The following is a 765-nucleotide window of genomic DNA, read 5'->3' as shown; positions in this document are numbered from 1 at the left end:
AAAGCCCAACGGCGAGTAATACTCGAGGCTTAGTGCGTGGCGAAATTTATAACCAGCAAGGTCATTTGGTGGCGACAGCCGTACAAGAAGGAGTCATGCGCTACACGAAGTAACCCGCGCGCATTAGACGCAAAAAGGAGTGCTCAGCACTCCTTTTTAGTAGGTATCAAACGATGATTAATTCGGTTGATACTTCATGGTGACCACTGACCACTCATAAAGTGATTTCGGATAGCCATACTTGCTTTTGCCGTACACCACATTTGGCTTGGCATAAAAACCGCCGTCATCACTCGCTAAGAACTCACGTTGACCGCGACGGTAGTACACGATTGGCGCTGCCAACTCATACTCAATATTTTCTAGTTTAGAGTCGTCAATCACTAAAAAGCGAGTCATGCGAATCGTACTACCGTTCGAACAATAACCTGCAGCGTCATAATCAATCGCATCAAATGGTTTTAGATCATTAGAAAACAGATCCGCTGTACAGCCATCAAATCGAGCAACATGTACCCAGACTGCCTTTTGTTGGGTTCGGTCATCGCTACCCACTGGTTTTAACAAGAACAACGCGACCTTACCTTTGCCAAATTTTTGCAGCTCATCATCCGTCGGTTCACGCACCGAACGCGACCCCATGATGCCAAACTCACTTTCTTCTAAATTGGAAAATTCAAGCTTATTCAGAGTACTAATCAACACCGTTTGTTCTTTCTCAAACAATTCATATTGATCCGCAACACCTTTGTCAGCGAAGCTTAT

2 pseudogenes are annotated in these 765 nt (G+C 44.8%); one reads left to right on the top strand and one right to left on the bottom strand.

What is annotated here, in order from left to right:
• A pseudogene (locus R7O13_RS26345) lies at nt 1-113 on the top strand (acyl-CoA thioesterase domain-containing protein); the annotation flags it as partial.
• Between the two features lie 64 nt (nt 114-177).
• On the opposite strand, the pseudogene R7O13_RS26340 reads toward R7O13_RS26345, so the two are convergent.
• Nucleotides 178-765 (bottom strand): annotated as a pseudogene (locus R7O13_RS26340) (cadherin repeat domain-containing protein); the annotation flags it as partial.

This window comes from Vibrio sp. Y176, assembly GCF_033438945.1.
Note: the sequence above shows the minus strand (reverse complement) of the source record. Positions and strands in the feature narration are given on the sequence as shown.